Annotated in this window: 14 protein-coding genes and 1 pseudogene; 10 read left to right on the top strand and 5 right to left on the bottom strand. The window is 34.4% G+C overall.

Translation table 11 applies throughout. The features are described from left to right. Positions 1–141: 141 nt before the first annotated feature. Positions 142–4,281 (bottom strand): hypothetical protein, encoded by a 4,140-nt coding sequence (locus R2782_RS07600; RefSeq protein WP_371267599.1) that lies wholly within the window; start codon positions 4,279–4,281, stop codon positions 142–144. 267 nt (positions 4,282–4,548) lie between these two features. Between R2782_RS07600 and R2782_RS07595 the strand changes: the two genes are divergently transcribed. The 4 genes from R2782_RS07595 to hemL all read left to right on the top strand — a co-directional run bounded on the left by R2782_RS07595 (position 4,549) and on the right by hemL (position 9,621). Next, positions 4,549–6,474, top strand: coding sequence for a secretion protein (locus R2782_RS07595; protein ID WP_371267597.1), 1,926 nt, complete (start codon positions 4,549–4,551; stop codon positions 6,472–6,474). Positions 6,475–6,557: 83 nt separating this feature from the next. Continuing rightward, the gene (locus R2782_RS07590) at positions 6,558–7,466 is read left to right on the top strand and encodes a 1-aminocyclopropane-1-carboxylate deaminase/D-cysteine desulfhydrase (protein ID WP_371267595.1); all 909 of its coding nucleotides are present in this window, start codon (positions 6,558–6,560) and stop codon (positions 7,464–7,466) included. 4 nt (positions 7,467–7,470) lie between these two features. After that, on the top strand, positions 7,471–8,319 hold the full coding sequence (locus tag R2782_RS07585) for a glucosaminidase domain-containing protein (protein ID WP_371267593.1): 849 nt from the start codon (positions 7,471–7,473) through the stop codon (positions 8,317–8,319). Positions 8,320–8,334: 15 nt separating this feature from the next. Continuing rightward, positions 8,335–9,621 carry a glutamate-1-semialdehyde 2,1-aminomutase gene (gene hemL / locus R2782_RS07580; RefSeq protein WP_371267591.1) on the top strand — a complete coding sequence of 429 codons (1,287 nt, stop codon included), beginning with the start codon at positions 8,335–8,337 and terminating at the stop codon, positions 9,619–9,621. Between the two features lie 31 nt (positions 9,622–9,652). On the opposite strand, the gene R2782_RS07575 is transcribed toward hemL, so the two are convergent. Together R2782_RS07575 and R2782_RS07570 are read right to left on the bottom strand one after the other, a co-directional pair. Continuing rightward, positions 9,653–10,024: a hypothetical protein gene (locus R2782_RS07575; RefSeq protein WP_371267589.1), complete on the bottom strand. Its 372-nt coding sequence runs from the start codon at positions 10,022–10,024 to the stop codon at positions 9,653–9,655. A gap of 77 nt (positions 10,025–10,101) precedes the next feature. Beyond that, positions 10,102–10,569 carry a hypothetical protein gene (locus tag R2782_RS07570; RefSeq protein WP_371267587.1) on the bottom strand — a complete coding sequence of 156 codons (468 nt, stop codon included), beginning with the start codon at positions 10,567–10,569 and terminating at the stop codon, positions 10,102–10,104. Between the two features lie 138 nt (positions 10,570–10,707). On the opposite strand from R2782_RS07570, the gene R2782_RS07565 reads away from it, so the two are divergent. Next, positions 10,708–10,968, top strand: coding sequence for a hypothetical protein (locus tag R2782_RS07565; RefSeq protein ID WP_371267585.1), 261 nt, complete (start codon positions 10,708–10,710; stop codon positions 10,966–10,968). A 58-nt stretch (positions 10,969–11,026) separates the two neighbouring features. On the opposite strand, the gene lysS is transcribed toward R2782_RS07565, so the two are convergent. Next, a complete protein-coding gene (lysS, locus tag R2782_RS07560) occupies positions 11,027–12,718 on the bottom strand; it encodes a lysine--tRNA ligase (protein ID WP_371267583.1) in 1,692 nt (563 codons plus the stop codon). A 291-nt stretch (positions 12,719–13,009) separates the two neighbouring features. On the opposite strand from lysS, the gene lipB reads away from it, so the two are divergent. After that, entirely contained in the window at positions 13,010–13,744 is a 735-nt protein-coding gene (lipB, locus tag R2782_RS07555) for a lipoyl(octanoyl) transferase LipB (protein WP_371267581.1), read from the top strand. Here the strand turns inward: lipB and R2782_RS07550 are convergent. Next, positions 13,741–14,340 carry a ribonuclease HII gene (locus R2782_RS07550; RefSeq protein ID WP_371267654.1) on the bottom strand — a complete coding sequence of 200 codons (600 nt, stop codon included), beginning with the start codon at positions 14,338–14,340 and terminating at the stop codon, positions 13,741–13,743. The genes lipB and R2782_RS07550 overlap by 4 nt on opposite strands. A gap of 194 nt (positions 14,341–14,534) precedes the next feature. On the opposite strand from R2782_RS07550, the gene R2782_RS07545 reads away from it, so the two are divergent. From R2782_RS07545 to R2782_RS07530, 4 genes and pseudogenes are all read left to right on the top strand, one after another. After that, positions 14,535–15,488, top strand: coding sequence for a TonB-dependent receptor plug domain-containing protein (locus tag R2782_RS07545; RefSeq protein WP_371267579.1), 954 nt, complete (start codon positions 14,535–14,537; stop codon positions 15,486–15,488). A 246-nt stretch (positions 15,489–15,734) separates the two neighbouring features. Beyond that, on the top strand, positions 15,735–15,992 hold the full coding sequence (locus R2782_RS07540) for a hypothetical protein (protein WP_371267577.1): 258 nt from the start codon (positions 15,735–15,737) through the stop codon (positions 15,990–15,992). A 250-nt stretch (positions 15,993–16,242) separates the two neighbouring features. Continuing rightward, on the top strand, positions 16,243–16,461 hold the full coding sequence (locus R2782_RS07535; RefSeq protein ID WP_371267575.1) for a hypothetical protein: 219 nt from the start codon (positions 16,243–16,245) through the stop codon (positions 16,459–16,461). A 20-nt stretch (positions 16,462–16,481) separates the two neighbouring features. Beyond that, positions 16,482–16,823 (top strand): annotated as a pseudogene (locus R2782_RS07530) (SusC/RagA family TonB-linked outer membrane protein); the annotation flags it as partial. Positions 16,824–16,827: the final 4 nt, after the last annotated feature.

Here is a 16,827-nt window from a genome sequence, read left to right as displayed (position 1 = left end):
AGTTATTACTTAAAGTAATGGTAATATAATTAACAAAAAACAGAACAAGTCGATGTTTTTAAAAAATCAAATCTTCCTTACAAATTCAAAATAAAAACCGCCTAAGTTTATTAGGCGGTTCAACTAGTTAAAATTTAATTTTTAAAATAGAACTTTCTTGATGGAGATATTATCGTTTACTGTTTTTATTTTTAATAAAAGTGTTTGATTTTTTCTTTTTTCATCTAGAGAAAACTCATTTGCATTGACAGAAAAATACTGATTTACTTTTCTTCCAAGCATATCAAAAACTTCTATTTCACTTATTTGTTCATTGCCAGAACGAATTACAATGTTATCATTTGTAATGATTTTTATTCCGAAATTTTCTAAATGGTCAATTCCAAGTGTTTCATCTTCATAAATTAATTCAAATCGTTCGTTGTAAATGCCTGAATCGGCAGTAAATGAATAAGGATTACCAGATAAGTTATGTACTGTGTTTAGAGCTTTGTCTCTTAAATACACAGTTTGATTGTCAGAAAAAATTCCGTCAACAGCGGCAATAGCAATTGTATAAATTCCATTAGTACTTACTTTGAATCCAAGCGGAACAATGTCATTAGAATCAAATGGTAATTGTCTTCCTTGAATACAAACTTTTTCTGAATCAATTAGTGAATATAGAATCATTGCGTTTGACGTTTTTGTATAAGCATCAAACATACGATCTTTTGCATAGGTGGCACCTTCTATGTATCCAATAAGCGTTCTGCTTACAGTTCCATTTTGAGCAACCATATCTAACCAAATTCTACTTTGTTCTTGTCCTGATTGAATTTCAGTATTTGAATTTCTGTAAAATTGCGTGTTATTATTTCTAACTCGCATTGAATTAGTAAAATTAGCATTAGTAGTCAAAGCTGGTCCATCTAACATTGCTACAAAGAAACTTTGACCTGCAGGAATAAATCCGTCATAGGTGTCAGGACCGCTTATTGTTCCCGTACCATTGTGAATGATATAATCTGCTGAGGTGTAATTGTAAGTAAAACTTCCATAGAAAGGATTAGGAGTAGAGTTATTGGGTAAAGTACCATGAGTCCAAACTCTAATAGAGCCTTCTAAATCAGGATTAGCAGCCATAAAGTCTGTAAATCTGATTGCTGATGGATATGGATTACCGATAAGGTTAAAATTATCATCCATATTTGTAATTATCACACCGTTAGTTCCAGAATAGTCTGCTCCGGTATAGCTTCCACGAGCAATAGGAACACTAATATTTCCATTATTTGGTACACCAACAAAATTAGCTGTAAATTGTTGTATAGTTGTGTCAAATGAATTCGGTCCACGAACAATATATCCTTTGCCGGGTATCATATTTTCGTTTGCGTTTGACCATGTTCCAAGCCCACCATTTGAGTTGGCTACAGTAGAGTTCCAGAAAAATCGTAATGTTGATGAAGTTCCTGGAGACACTGCACTTACGTGAAATGGAGATACAGGAGAAGACCAATAAACGTAATCTAATTTTCTAATAAATGCATTTCTTTTATATTCAATATTACCAATATTTGAAACATTATTTATTTGAACAAGGCTAGCATCGTTTTCAATATCAAAAAGAGCAGTTGGTTCAACTTCAACCCAATCGGTTACGGTAATTGCATTTTCAGATTTTATAGTAAGTGTAGCACCGTTTAGAACTTTTAAATTTTTCGCTAAACCTTCATAATCTGTTCCAATAACTTCAGGATTGTTTGGGGTTACCGGAATAGTAACACAATCAGAACTATTAGGGACACCAACAGGAGTCCAGTTATTTGCTTTGTCCCAATCTAAATCAACAGAGCCATTCCAAATTTTGTCTTCAATCACTAAAACTTCAGTTTCATCTGTTTCAACAATGGTTGATCCATTACATAATTCATAGGTTACTCTCGCAGTATAAGTTGTAGATGTTAAAGGACATACCTCTATAGTATCTGTTGTGCCAATCATTGGACCTGAAGTTCCTGATCCTTCAAACCATTCTAAAGATGTAATTGGTGTTCCGGAAGGGACAAAACGCCATGCTTCGTTAGTCACAGTCCAATTTGTACTTAAAGAATTTCTGTTTGGTGCAACAATTGCAACACTTCCATCGCTATTTTGAATACCTACGACTGCGTTTCCTCCATTCCAAGTAGAACAAACGTTTTTCTCTTCAATATATACTTCAATAACATTTGAATCTTCGTATAGAACCATCATACCAGTATAAAGGATTGAGTTACATGTGTTTGAGTACATTGGAATATCATGCCATGAAGCAACCAATGCTCTACATCCACTATCTAAGTATATTAATTCCCATCCAACTGTTCCTCCTTTACTAGGATCAATATCATGATAAACACCATAAATGGTATTGTTGAATAATGCACCCACAGTACTTGGTAAGTTGTTACTAAATTGCCATCCGGCATAACCACTAGCATTTGATGTATCAAAAGTTAATGTACCATTTGAGCCTATTAAACAAGAATTATAGGTGTTTCCAAAAAAGCAGAATGAAAAAGGTAAATATATTTCCTCAGACCAAACGTCGTCTATGTTAACACTCACCGGATTTGCAAGACATTCAAATTGGTATGGAGGGGCATAGGCAATTGATTCTACATTATAGTTTGTTGTTTGACCTAATTTTAAGTAGCTAGCTTCAAGTGTTGTACAAGTTGTAGGGGCATCACATGGTATAGGATCCGGATTAGCACCACTCAATCCCAAACCACCAGATGTAACCGAAGGACAACCTAAGGCTGAAGTTCCGACTCCTTCTCCTGCAGTACAAGGAGCTGTTAAACAGTTTACTTGAAATGTTATGTTTCCTCCTGAATTATTTTGAGGATCAATCATAATGTAATAGGTGTTTCCTGCTAACATATAAAAAGTATAGCTAGTTTGAGCACCGTTTAAAGCCTGAATACATGTCCATCCGGTATTATTACAACCACTAGAAGCTGCTTTATACTGATAATTAATAGTTGTGTAAGAATTCAATTGTTGAATTGCAAAAGTACCAGACATTGTAGGGGTGTAAGAAAATATTTTTTCTAAACCAGGTGTTGTATTTCCACAAGATGAAGTTGAATAGATACCATTTCCGGGGGCTATAGTTGTATTTGTAGAAGTTCCACAACCACTAATATTGGTAATTGATGAACATGGGTCTTGAGGAGTTGTTACACAAATAGCAAAACTTCCTTGGTGGCTATCGTTGTTATAATAAGTATACGTTCTAACATAATAGGTTTGACCGATTGTTAATCCGGCAGCGGTAGCCTCTTCAGGTGCGTATGCTAGTGTTGCATCTTGACACACAAGACTTGACAAAGATCCACAAGAGCCGGAGAATATTTCAACAACAGCATCATACATAGTGTTTGGTGTCACTGTTACGGTGTGTACAGTTGACGTGGCCACAAAGCTATACCAAACATCATCATCAGCTGTTCCGGCACATCCAGATTGTGATTGAGTAGCTACAGCAGTTGTTCCGCTTGAAGATGTAACACAAGTTGTAGAAGGATTGACAGTTAAATTAAATGAATCTGCACAGTCATCATTGTAAGTTTGTGACGTCAATGAAATATTATCAACTGCAGCGGGGGGTTGCGTTCCTGAACTATTGTTATTCACCCATTCAAAAACTAATCGAAAAGTTTCTCCCGCATAGGCCGTTGGTAAGTTTATTGTTGAATTTGTCCATGTTGCTTGATTATAAAATGTACCAATCAAAATTCTGCCAGTAGGTGCCGAACCAGTATTACTTATCATTGTGTTGTAGACTGGTGTATATGAAGTTGGAGTTACCCAAATCCTTAACCAATCAGCATAACTTTGACCTCTACCAATCCAATCAAAGTTTAACTCAATATTTGTCTCACCGGCAGGAACAGTAATATCACGATACAAATGTGTTCGACGATTAGCTGTTATGGTATAATTATGAGGGGGTGGTGTGCTTGATGTGTTATTGGTTATGTATGCACATCTTGAGCCTGAAAAACCTGCTGTCGCTCCTGTGCTACAGACCCATTGATTTTGAGTTGATGTGCCCGTAGTTGCAGTCCATCCATTGGCAGCAAATGTCGAACCACTTTCAAATCCTCCATTGGTTGCTGGATTAATTAGCAGGGTTTGTGCAAAGGACAATTGGCTAGTAAAAAACATTACCAATACTATTTTTAAAAAAAGGATGTTTTGACGAACTTCTTTTTTTATTTTATTAATAAGTGTAGAATAATTTTTCATGACTATTAATTTAAAAGGATTTACTTTCTTAATTTTTGACTGAACAAATGTATAATAAAACCGATAAAGTGTATAAAAAAATCGATGAAATGCATAAAATGGATTTAAAAGTAAGAAAAAGACTTACTAAATGTTAAATATTTATTTGTTTTCTGGATTGAATTATTTATTTTATTTGATTAAACTTTCATTTCGTTAAAAAAAAATAAGACCCAAAAAGTGATTTAATAAAATATTTAAGTAAATTTGACTTTTAAGTTTTTAATTATGAGAAGATTATTAAATATTTTTATAGTAGTTGGAATTGGATTCGCCGGATTTCAATCACAAGCCCAGTTATTTGTCAGTTCAGGTAGTTTTGTTTATGTCAATGACCAATATGTTACAGTAACACAAGATGTAAATTTGGCCAATAACGGGAATATTTATTTGCGAAATGAAAGTCAATTGCTTCAAAAAACAACAGGAAGTTCCGCAAATACGGGATTAGGTATGCTTTCTGCATTTCAAGAAGGTACATCAAATAATTTTGGATATAATTATTGGTGTTCTCCTGTAGGTGAACCATCTGCTTCGGTTGGTAATTCCAATTTTGGTATTTCATTACTTAAACGACCAACCGGTTTAACTACTTTTGGAGGTGAAGCAATTACAACAAGTTTAAATGGTTCTTCTACCAATACAGCTTTAAATATTTCAAGTCGTTGGATTTATACCCTAACCACAACCAATCAATATTCAAATTGGAATTACATTGCCGGTGCAACTTCAATTGGAGCCGGACAAGGATTTACAATGAAAGGTGTGAGTGGATCTGATAACACAACTGTACTTGGAGTTCAAAATAATCCGGGAAACAACCAACGTTATGATTTTAGAGGTAAGCCTAATGATGGAACAATCACCATTCCAGTAGGTAATTCAGTTGACGGTGGTACAGGATACACAGAGAGCACGTTGACAGGAAACCCATATCCATCCGCGATTAATTTAAATTTATTTTTATTAGAACATAGTGGTTACGTTGTAGATTATGGAACCGGAGCTGTCACTTCATCCGGTTCACCAATTATAAACGGGAACGCTTATTTTTGGGAGCATCAAAAACCTGGTACCTCACATACATTGTCTGACTATGTTGGAGGTTATGGTGTTTATGTACCAAATAATGTTAACGCTTTTTCTCCAGGAACATACACAAGTGCAACTTGGAATACCTATAATGGTGATGGGTCACCAAACACAACAGGGGGGTCTGCAGGTACAAATTACCGAAGAATGTTCTCTCCAATAGGCCAAGGTTTTATTATAAAAGGTTCAGTAGCCACAGGTAATGTGGAAATGAAAAATATCTACCGTGTTTTTAACAAAGAAGGTGTTGCTGAGAATTCTCAGTTTGAAAGAAATGCTTCGAACAATACAACAACTTCAGAATTAGATACTAATTGGCCTGAAATTCCTAATTTAACGGGTACTGATTATACTCAATTTTCCAAATTACAAGTGCCGCAAATTAGAATTCAAACTATTCTAAATAATCAATTCACAAGAGAAGTTGTTTTAGCTTTCAACCCTAATGCAACGGATGGTCTTGATAGTGCGTTTGATGCACCAATGCAAGGTTTAAATTTACCCACGGATGTTTATTTCCCAATTACAGATAATAATCAATTTGCGATTTCTACATTGCCTTTTGATATTAATAAAAGAATACCATTTGCATTAAAAGCGAATAACCAATCGACTTTTAGAGTATATGTTGGCGAGATTATTAATTTTGATGATGCAGAAAATATTTTCCTTTTTGACAGCGAAACAAATATCTACCATGATATAAAAAATAGTTTTGTTGACATAACTCTTCCTGCCGGAGGCACAACCTTAGATAGATTTGAAGTTACTTTCTTAGATGAAACATTAGGAAATGAAACCATTAAAAGCGAACAATTTATGATTGTTCAAAATAATGAAAATGAATTACTCTCCATTAGTAATCCTAATTTGGTTGACCTGAAATCAGCTACTTTGTTTGACATAACAGGAAAGTTAATTTTCACTAAAGAAAAGTTGGGAGCAGAAGCAGTTTATTCGTTTCCAACAATAGGACTAAGTGAAAGTATTTACATTGTAAAATTAGTAACAGCAGACAATCAGGAGATTAATAAAAAGATTTCTGTTTTTAAGATGAAATAACAATGGTTATCAAATAAGTAAGAAAGACAGTTCAAACGAGCTGTCTTTTTTATTTAATAGCATTTCAATACCTTTGTCCCACTATGATTTTTGATGTTTTTAATCAAGAAATAAAGGAGTTTAATAATCAAGTTTCGCTTTATATAAAAAGAGAAGATTTGATTCATCCTTTTATATCCGGCAATAAATATCGAAAACTCAAATATAACCTCATTCAAGCACAAGAAGAAGGGCAAAAAGCCTTATTAACTTTTGGTGGAGCTTTTTCAAATCATATAGCTGCTGTGGCATTTGCAGGAAAAGAATACGGTTTTAAAACCATTGGCGTTATTCGAGGAGAGGAACTTTCCTCTAAAATAAATGATAATGCAACGCTTTCTTTTGCCCAAGATAACGGAATGGAATTCTATTTTGAAACTAGAAATGAGTATAGAAATAAGGAAGAAAAGTTATACATCAATAACTTGAAAGATTTGTTTGGTGATTTTTATCTTATACCTGAGGGAGGTACAAATAGTTTGGCAATAAGAGGATGTGAAGAGATTTTGACTGAAGAAGACGATATGTTTGATTATATTTGCTGTTCAGTTGGAACCGGAGGAACAATTGCAGGATTAATCAATACTAGTGCAACTCATCAAAAAATTATTGGGTTTCCTGCTTTGTTTGGCGATTTCTTAGAAAATGATATTAGTCGAATAGCAAAGAAAGATAATTGGGAATTAATAAAAGAGTATACCTTTGGGGGCTATGCGAAAACATCAGATAAATTAATAGAATACTTAAATAGATTTTATAACAATACTAAAATTCCTTTAGACCCCGTTTATACAGGTAAAATGATGTTCGGAATTGAAGATTTAATAAATAAAAATTTTTTTCCGAAGGGATCTAAAGTTTTAGCCATACATACTGGCGGATTACAAGGGATTAAAGGAATGAATGTGAAATTAAAAAACAAAAATTTACAAATAATAAAGTTCGATGGTTAAAAAAATGCTATTCATTTTCGGGTTATTGGTAATGGTCTCTTGTTCAAGTTCTAAACCGGTTGTGAGAACCACTAAAAAAAGTACACCTACTGCCCGAACAACCAAGAAACCAGTTGCTAAAACAACAACTAATAAATCAAATCAAAAATCATCTCGCGATTCTTCTAAACCTGTCACTGAGGTTTTGGAAGCTACTTCAAGTGTAAAAGTTACCACAGAAGTAGTACTCAAATACATTGATGATTTTAAAGAAATAGCGAAAGAAAATATGCGTCAACACGGAATTCCGGCAAGTATAACCTTAGCTCAAGGGATTTTAGAATCCGGTGTTGGTCAAGGTTCATTAAGCAAACGAGCAAATAATCATTTTGGAATAAAATGTCATAAAGAATGGAACGGACCTAGCGTAAGACATGATGATGATGCCGCCCAGGAGTGCTTCAGAAAATACTCAGATCCTGCTGATTCCTACCGCGATCATTCTCTCTTTTTGACTTCCAGAAGTCGTTATGCTTCGCTTTTTTCCTTACCGAAAGACGACTACAAAGCATGGGCAAAAGGACTTCGAGCAGCAGGATATGCAACCGACACAAAATATCCTGACAAACTCATTAGTTTGATAGAACGCTATCAATTGAATCAGTATGACGATGAGGTGTTGCGAAATTCATCCACTATTTCAAAAAAAATAGAATTACCCAACAATAAAAACAATCTAGAATATATTGTTGTTAAAGGAGATACTTTGTATTCACTATCAAAAAAATTCAATATTTCAATAGATGAAATAAAACAAAATAATAACATGAAAACAGATTCACTTTCTGTTGGTCAGGTTATTTATCTAAAATAAATCCAAAAAAATACCATGCAATACCAAAGAAGCAGCAACTTGTTTGCGAATGCTGAAAAAGTAATTCCAGGCGGAGTAAATTCTCCTGTTAGAGCATTTAAAGGGGTTGGTGGAACTCCAATTTTTGTTAAAAGAGCCAAGGGAGCTTATTTATATGATGAAGATGGAAACAAACTCATCGATTATATTAATTCTTGGGGACCGATGATTTTAGGACATGCATATGAACCCGTTATCAGGGCCATAACAGAAAGGGCCAAACTCGGAACTTCTTTTGGTATGCCAACCGAATTGGAAACACAAATTGCAGAACTAGCTCTATCAATGGTACCCAATGTCGGTAAGATAAGATTTGTAAATTCAGGAACGGAGGCTTGTATGAGTGCTATTCGTCTTGCTCGTGGGTATACCAAAAGAGATAAAATTATCAAATTTGCCGGATGCTATCACGGGCATTCGGATTCGTTTTTAATTCAAGCAGGAAGTGGAGCCAGTACCTTTGGTATTCCAAATAGTCCAGGTGTAACGCAAGGAACTGCAAAAGATACTTTATTGGCTCGATTCAATAATTTAGACAATGTTCGGGAATTATTTGAAAGCAATAAAAATGAAATTGCGGCGATAATTATTGAACCTGTTGCCGGTAATATGGGCTGTGTTCCTCCCTTAGATGGCTTTTTAGAAGGTTTGCGAAATCTATGTGATGAAAATGCTTCTTTGCTTATTTTTGATGAAGTCATGACAGGGTTTAGACTTGCAAAGGGTGGAGCTCAAGAATTATACAAAATAAATGCAGACATTGTATGTTTTGGAAAAGTAATTGGTGGCGGTTTACCTGTTGGAGCTTTTGCCGCAAGAAATGAAATAATGAACTTTCTGTCTCCATTGGGACCGGTTTATCAAGCCGGTACTTTATCCGGAAATCCATTAGCTATGGTAGCAGGCTTGGCGATGTTGACAGAATTAAATACTGATAATAATATTTATCAGCGATTGGATGAAAAGACAGCCTATTTAGAAAGTGGAATACAACAAGTGTTATCTAAAAGTAATGTTGTTCACACAATTAACCGTGTTGGCTCAATGATTTCTGTTCATTTTAATGAAAATTCCGTAATTGATTTTGATACGGCAAAGGGTGGGGATAATATCTTATTTAAAAGATTCTTCCATGGATTATTAAAAGAAGGAATTTACATTGCTCCCTCAGCTTACGAAACTTGGTTTATTACCGATGCTTTATCGTATGAAGATTTAGATATTACAATAAAAAAGATTGAAAAAGTTTCAAAAACAATCTAAAAAAAATCCCGGTATTAAACCGGGATTTTTTTTATTTCATGCTGTATTTTAAGTTCGTTAACTTATTATATAACTCTTTGTTTTCAGCTAATTTTTTTACCTGCTCTTCACTCAAACCACTTAACATCTTTTGGCCAAATCGTTCATAAATGGCAGCTTTTTCTTCATAGGATTTTGTGTTGTTCACAGCTTCATTTCTCATCATAAACAAATTAAGAAAATCATCTTTTAATTCAGGAGATAATTGAACAACAGATGATAATTCCCTCAATTGGTTATACGCCATTTCTTTAACATTTTGTTCTTTTGATTTTGAATCAGCTTCTAATTTTACAGTAGATTGAGCGTTGGCAGAAAAACCAAAAGCCATTATTAATACAACTATAGAAACAATTTTTTTCATGATACAGTTAATTATTTGATTAGTTAATAGGCGAATATAAATCAAAAAGCCTAATTAACAAAATAATATCTTTAAATTTATTTACGTTCTCTTTGTTTTTTGCCTTTAGCGTTTTTTCTTTTCTCCATTTTATCTTTTCTTTCCGCTTGTTTAGCTTCCCATTTTACAAACTGCTCTGCTGTAAGAATTTTTTTCATCTCCGCTTTTATTGCTATTTGTTCATCTAAAGCCTGATTTTTCATAGCGAATTTTTCATCTTTGCTTATCGATTTTTGATTTTCTTTATTGGCTTTCCATTCTTCTTTTTTAGCTTCTCTTTTTTTAGCTTGTTCTAACACAATTTTTTTGATTTCTCCCTGTTGTTTTGAGTTTAGATCCAAATCTAAAGTCATTCTTTTTACTTGTAATTCTGCTTGTTGTTCAGCAGAAAGACTTTCACGATTTTCCATACGGGCTTTTCTCTCAGCTTTTTGGACTTCTTTTTCTTGAGCAAAAGTTAGGAACCCTACTAACAACGATACTGTGATAATAACTAATTTTTTCATTTTCTTTGATTTTAATGATTATACGACTAAGACAAGTTCAAGAAGAAAAGGTTTAATTTTTGTGTTTTTATTAACACTTCATATGAGTCAGTTTATTTTTCTATCTTGCCAATTCTTAAACATAAAAACATAAAAATTATGACTGAGTTAGAAAATTCAAATCAAAAGCCAATGTCTGTAAAAGATTGGCTAATTACCTTATTAATCATGGCTATCCCGTTAGTTGGATTTATTATGCTTTTTGTATATGCATTTAGCGACAGTGAAAACGTAAACAGAAAAAATTGGGCAAAAGCTCAATTAATTGTAATGGCTATTGTTATCGGATTGGTTTTGTTGTTTTTTATTCTTTTTGGGGCAATTTTTGCCTCTGCTTTAGCAAGTTCACAAAACTATTAGAAATTAAAAATCCCGACTTTTTTATGAGTTGGGATTAAGTTTTGTATATCTATTCTAGTTAACTTTTTAACTCAACAGTTTTTAATTCTCCGTCGACATTTACTTTGACTAATGCATGTTTAGCCAAACCTTTCATGGCTGCGTCCCATTTTTTACCGCTTAAAGCAGTTTTCTCTTTTAGTTCTGTTAAGGCAATGTTATTTGAAGTTTTTAATATTTCGATAATTGTTTTTTCATCTTCTGTCAATTCAACTTGCTTTTTCTCAGGTCGCATTTGCGGGAAGAATAAAACTTCTTGAATGGATTGATTATTGGTTAAAAACATGATTAATCGATCCATACCAATTCCTAAACCGGATGTTGGCGGCATTCCGTATTCTAAAGCTCTCAAGAAATCATTATCAATAAACATAGCTTCATCATCTCCACGATCTGCAAGTTTGAGTTGGGCTTCAAAACGTTCGCGTTGGTCTATTGGATCGTTTAATTCTGAATAAGCATTCGCAATTTCTTTTCCACAAACCATTAATTCAAATCGTTCCGTAAGTTCAGGATTTGAACGATGTTCTTTGCAGAGCGGACTCATTTCTTTTGGATAATCGGTGATGAAAGTGGGTTGAATAAAATTTCCTTCGCATTTAGCTCCAAAAATTTCATCAATCAATTTTCCTTTACCCATTGTATCATCCACTTGGATTCCCATTTCTAAAGCAGCTTTTCTAATCTCATCTTCCGATTTTCCGGAAATATCAAAACCTGTAAATTGAATGATGGCATCGGTCATAGTTAAACGAGCATAAGGTGCTTTGAAATTAACTTGATATTCGCCAAACGTTGCATCAGTTGTTCCGTTCACTTGTAAAGCACAGTATTCCAATAGGTTTTCGGTAAATTCCATCATCCAATTGTAGTCTTTGTAGGCTACATAAATCTCCATGGCAGTGAATTCCGGGTTGTGCGTTCTGTCCATTCCTTCGTTACGGAAGTTTTTAGAGAATTCATAAACACCGTCAAATCCACCAACGATAAGTCTTTTGAGGTATAACTCGTTTGCAATTCGCATGTATAATGGAATGTCTAAACTATTGTGGTGAGTGATAAACGGACGAGCCGCGGCTCCACCCGGGATAGATTGTAAAATGGGTGTTTCTACTTCAAAGTAACCTCTATCGTTAAAAAACGTTCGCATAGCATTAAAAAGTTTTGTTCTTTTCACAAAGACTTCTTTCACGTGCGGATTTACAACTAAATCGACATATCGCATGCGGTAACGTAATTCAGCATCGTTAAATGCATCGTATACCTTTCCGTTTTCGTCTGTTTTTGGTAAAGGTAATGGACGTAATGTTTTGCTTAAAAAAGTAAAGTGATCCACACGAACGCACTGCGCACCCACTTTTGTGGTAAACAATTCACCTTCGACACCTACAAAATCACCTAAATCGGTTAGCTTTTTAAAAACTTGGTTGTATAAGGTCTTGTCTTCGCCGGGGCAAAGCATATCTCGGTTCACATACAGTTGAATACGTCCTGTACTATCCTGCAATTCCGCAAAACAAGCCTTTCCTTGGTCGCGAATACTCATGATTCTTCCGGAAATGATAACCTTTTTTCCTTCTTCAAAGTTCTCTTTTACTTTTTTGGTAGTATGGTCTACAGGAAATAAATCGGCAGGGTAGGGGTTGATTCCTAATTGACGCAGTCCGTTAAGTTTTTCTCTTCTGATAATTTCTTGTTCCGAAAGTTGCATAGTGACGTTTTTTAAGCGTGCAAAGATAGGAATATTTAGGAATGTGTCAATGCTTTAATGTGTCGATGTGTCAATGTATTGATGAGTTAGTTTTTAGTGTGAATTTATTTTGAAGTGTTTTTTTACAAGGATTACTTTTTAGCCCCGACAGTAGTGGCATCCTTTTGCAAAGCAAAAGATAGAGCGGATGGCGGGAAAATGATTTACTGAAAAGCCTAATCCATTCGCTTCAAAAAGCAAGTATATATATTAAGGTATAAAATTGTATTTTTGTGTTCTAATAAAATCATTATGAATAAAGTTGTTTGGATAGATGATTTGGGTTTAATGGATTATAAATTGACTTGGGATTTACAGGAGAATTTGTTCAAGGAAATTGTAGAATTAAAAATCCGGAACAGAAGAGAAGAGACTAACTTGTCTACACCAAATTATTTTTTATTGGTAGAACACCCTCATGTTTACACGTTGGGCAAAAGTGGGGATTTTAATAATTTACTTTTGAACGAAAAACAACTCGCAGAAAAGGGGGCGACTTTTTATAAAATAAATCGCGGCGGTGATATTACGTATCATGGTCCGGGTCAGATTGTGGGTTATCCAATTTTGGATTTAGAAAATTTTTTTACGGATATACACAAATATTTACGGTTGTTAGAAGAAACGATTATACTAACTTTAGCAGAATATGGTTTGAAAGCAGAACGAAGTCAAGGCGAAACCGGAGTTTGGTTGGATGTTGGAACGCCATTTGCCAGAAAAATATGTGCTATGGGTGTTCGTGCTTCGCGATGGGTAACGATGCATGGATTTGCTCTGAATGTAAATGCAGATTTAGGTTACTTTGATAATATTATTCCGTGCGGAATTCGTGGTAAAGCTGTGACTTCTTTGCAGGTAGAATTAGGTGTTGAAAAAGTTGAAGAAGATGAAGTAAAGGCAAAAATATTAAAGCATTTTGAGCAGTTGTTTGCATGTGAAGTCAGAGCAACTGTTTTGAATAAAACAAGCAATCTACAGTGCTAAAAATCTAATTTATATTGCTCAGGTAAAAGTCGAAAACTTAACCGGTGGTATTTGGTTATCCCATATTTTGCGATGGCTTCTCTGTGTTCTTTAGTAGGGTAGCCTTTGTTTTTCTTCCAATTATACATGGGGAATTCCTCATGAATTTTATTCATATAATCATCACGGTAGGTTTTGGCTAAAATTGATGCGGCTGCAATGCTCATGTATTTACTGTCTCCTTTTATAATACAACTATATGGAATGTTGTTGAGTGGTTTAAAACGATTTCCGTCAACGATGATATATTCCGGAGTAGGCGATAACTTCAAAATACTTTCTTGCATGGCTTGTATGGATGCATTAAGAATATTTATTTTGTCAATGATAGTTGGTTCAAGGTGAGTATAGCTGAAAGAAACGACCTGTTCTTCAATGATAGGCCTAAGTTGTTCTCTAACTTTTTCGGAAAGTTGTTTAGAATCATTGAGTAATGGAAGCGAAAAGTCTTCAGGTAGTATAACTGCAGCAGCGGTGACGGGACCGGCAAGGCAACCACGTCCGGCTTCGTCTGTACCGGATTCTAAGCAAAGTTTTGAGAAACTTAAATTCAACATAAAATAATTTACATAAAATGTTAAAATGGACGCAACCATTTTTGTTACAATGCATCTAACTATTAGTTTTTGAGCAATTTCTTCAATCTAATTGAATTTTTAACAAAAATAAAAAATATTATTCCGAAGTAATATTTGTTTATTTAAGAAATTATTAAGAAGTTTGCGGAATAACTAACTCAAATAAATTTAATATGAGATCGAAATTTAAATGGATTTTTACGCTTTTAGTGGCGTTTTTTATTCAGTTTTCTTATGCTCAGGAGAAAACTATCACGGGTACAGTGACTGAAAGTGGTTTGCCTCTTCCTGGAGCTACAGTTCTTGTTAAGGGAACTTCAAGGGGTACTTCAACGGATTTTGATGGTAAGTATTCAATCAAGTCAAAAGTAGGTGAAGTTTTAGAGTTTTCATATGTTGGTATGAAGACGCAATCTATGACAGTCGGTGCATCTAATACTATTGATGTAGCTTTAGTTAGTGATACTACTTTAGAAGAGGTGGTAGTGGTGGCTTATGGTACGCAGAAGAAAGAATCTTTAACAGGTTCAGTAGCTGAAATTAAAGTAGAAGAGGTTGCTAAAATTGCTGCTAGTAATGTAACTCAAGGTCTTGTAGGTAAAGTTGCCGGTGTTCAGGTTACAAATGGAACTGGTATGCCTGGAGATGGAGCGACTATTAGAATTCGTGGTATAGGATCTTTGTCTGTTGGAACTCCTCCATTGTATGTTGTTGATGGTGTTCCTTTTTATGGAAATATTAATTCCATCAATAACCAAGATATTGCTAGTATGACTATCTTGAAAGATGCTTCGGCAGCTGCTCTTTATGGAAGTAGAGGTGCTAGTGGTGTTGTAATTATTACAACGAAAAAAGGAAAAAACAAGAAGAGTACAGTTACTATAGATTCTCGTTCGGGTTTTGCTGCACGTGCTGTTAAAGATTATGATTTTATTCAAGATGAAGGCAAATATTATGAGGCTTACTTTCAAGGTTTAAAGAATACCTATATTTATAACGTAGGTCAAGACCCTGTTACTGCTGCTCAAAATGCTGCTAATAATTTGATTACTGGAGATCAAGGATTACAATATAATGTGTATGCGTTGGTGTTGCAGATAATCAAGTTGTTGACCTGCAACTGGTAGAGCTGTTAATGGAGCTCTAAAATACAATGAAGATTGGGCTGATTATTTGTTTGGAAATGGGTTTTTTACTCAAACTAATTTAGGTATTTCTGGGGGTAGTGAAAACACTAGTCATTATTTTTCTTTGGGTTACGAAAAAAATGTGATGGTTATGTAGTGAATTCAGGATTTGGAGAAAATTACGTCAAGATTAAGACTAGACTCTAAAATTAATGATTATTTTTAAAGTTGGAGCAAACATTAGTTATGGGCATACTGTTCAAGATTATCTTGATATACACGGGTGGTACTACTTACAGTAGCCCTTTTTATTGGTTAAGAGCTGTAGCTCCGATATATCCTGTTTTGGCATATGATTTTGATGGTAATCCAATTAATAATGCTCTAGGACAACAAATGTTTGATGACGGAACAGGTGCTGGAGGACTTTCTCCTGTAAGACCTTTTGGTTCGTTGCAGCATCCATATGCACAGCAATTAATGATTATAGTAAAAGAAGAATGAGAGATAACTTGTTTGCAGCCTTGCTGATTATACAATTGTTGATGGTTTGGTTTTTACTTATTCTTTAACAGGGGAGTTGACGGCAGGTCAAAATTGGAGTATGGATACACAATTATACGGAGATGTTATTGGTGCTGGAGGTAGAGTAAATAACGAGTCTTTTAGACAGTTTTCTTTTTACTCAACAGCAGTTGTTAAAGTATAAGAGATTTGGTAATCATGGGCTAGATGTATTATTGGGTCATGAAACTTGGATCGAAGATATGATTATGTTGGGGCAGATAGATCTAAGTTGCTATTTGATAGTCCTTATGTTGATCAGGCTTCAGTTATTCAAGGTAACTATGGAGGTGGTGAAGATTATTCTTTGGAAGGCTTTTTGGGAAGAATAGCTTATGATTATAATAATAAATATTTTATTAATCTAGTGCTAGAAGAGATGGTTCTTCTAGATTTGCTCCTGATGTAAGATGGGGTAACTTCTTTGGTGCAGGTGTGTCGTGGAGAGTTTCTGAAGAATCTTTCATGAAAAATGTGACGTGGATTAATGAGTTTAAATTAAAAGGAAGTTTTGGTCAGCAAGGTAATGATGAGATAGGGTATAACCTACCTTACTTAACACCTCAGGTGATTAATCCAACTACAGATACCTCGGCTCATCTCTTATTCTGCAGGAGGTTACCTAGAAATAGAAATATCAAATGGGAAACTTCTACTAATTTAAATGCAGGATTTGATGCAAGATTGTTTGATAGAGTTAGTATAGAAGTTGAGTATTTCAAAAAGAAATTTCAGATATGTTATTTAATAGACCAATCCCTGTTTCTTTAATCTG

It is taken from the genome of Flavobacterium sp. (assembly GCF_041392085.1).
GTDB lineage: Bacteria > Bacteroidota > Bacteroidia > Flavobacteriales > Flavobacteriaceae > Flavobacterium.
This window is presented reverse-complemented; position numbering and strand designations above follow the sequence as displayed.